The organism is Luteimonas sp. TWI382, assembly GCF_039674545.1.
Taxonomy (GTDB): Bacteria; Pseudomonadota; Gammaproteobacteria; order Xanthomonadales; family Xanthomonadaceae; genus Luteimonas.
The window spans coordinates 1-605 of record NZ_JBDJNS010000056.1; the positions used below are offsets into that span (position 1 = coordinate 1).

A 605-nucleotide genomic window follows, 5' to 3' on the forward strand; every position below is an offset into this window, starting at 1 on the left:
GCGCTGGACACCTGGATTCCGGAGCCGGAGCGCGACATCGACAAGGCGTTCCTGATGCCGGTCGAGGACGTGTTCTCGATCTCGGGTCGCGGCACGGTGGTCACGGGCCGTATCGAGCGCGGCATCATCAAGGTCGGCGACGAAATCGAGATCGTCGGTATCCGTCCGGTGCAGAAGACGACCGTCACGGGCGTGGAGATGTTCCGCAAGCTGCTCGACCAGGGCCAGGCGGGCGACAACGCCGGTCTGCTGCTGCGCGGCACCAAGCGTGACGACGTCGAGCGTGGCCAGGTGCTGGCCAAGCCGGGTTCGATCAAGCCGCACACCGACTTCGAGGCCGAGGTGTACGTGCTGTCGAAGGACGAAGGCGGCCGTCACACGCCGTTCTTCAAGGGCTACCGTCCGCAGTTCTACTTCCGTACCACCGACATCACCGGTGCGGTCGAGCTGCCGGAAGGCACCGAGATGGTGATGCCGGGCGACAACGTGAAGATGGTGGTCACGCTGATCAACCCGGTGGCGATGGACGAAGGCCTGCGCTTCGCGATCCGCGAAGGCGGCCGGACCGTCGGCGCCGGTGTCGTGGCCAAGATCATCAAGTAAGC

At 65.5% G+C, this 605-nt stretch carries 1 protein-coding gene; it reads left to right on the forward strand.

The annotated features are described in order from the left end of the window. Positions 1-603, forward strand: a 603-nt coding sequence (locus ABE505_RS17070) for an EF-Tu/IF-2/RF-3 family GTPase (RefSeq protein WP_346445849.1), incomplete at its 5' end; no start/stop codon positions are given. Positions 604-605 lie beyond the last annotated feature (2 nt).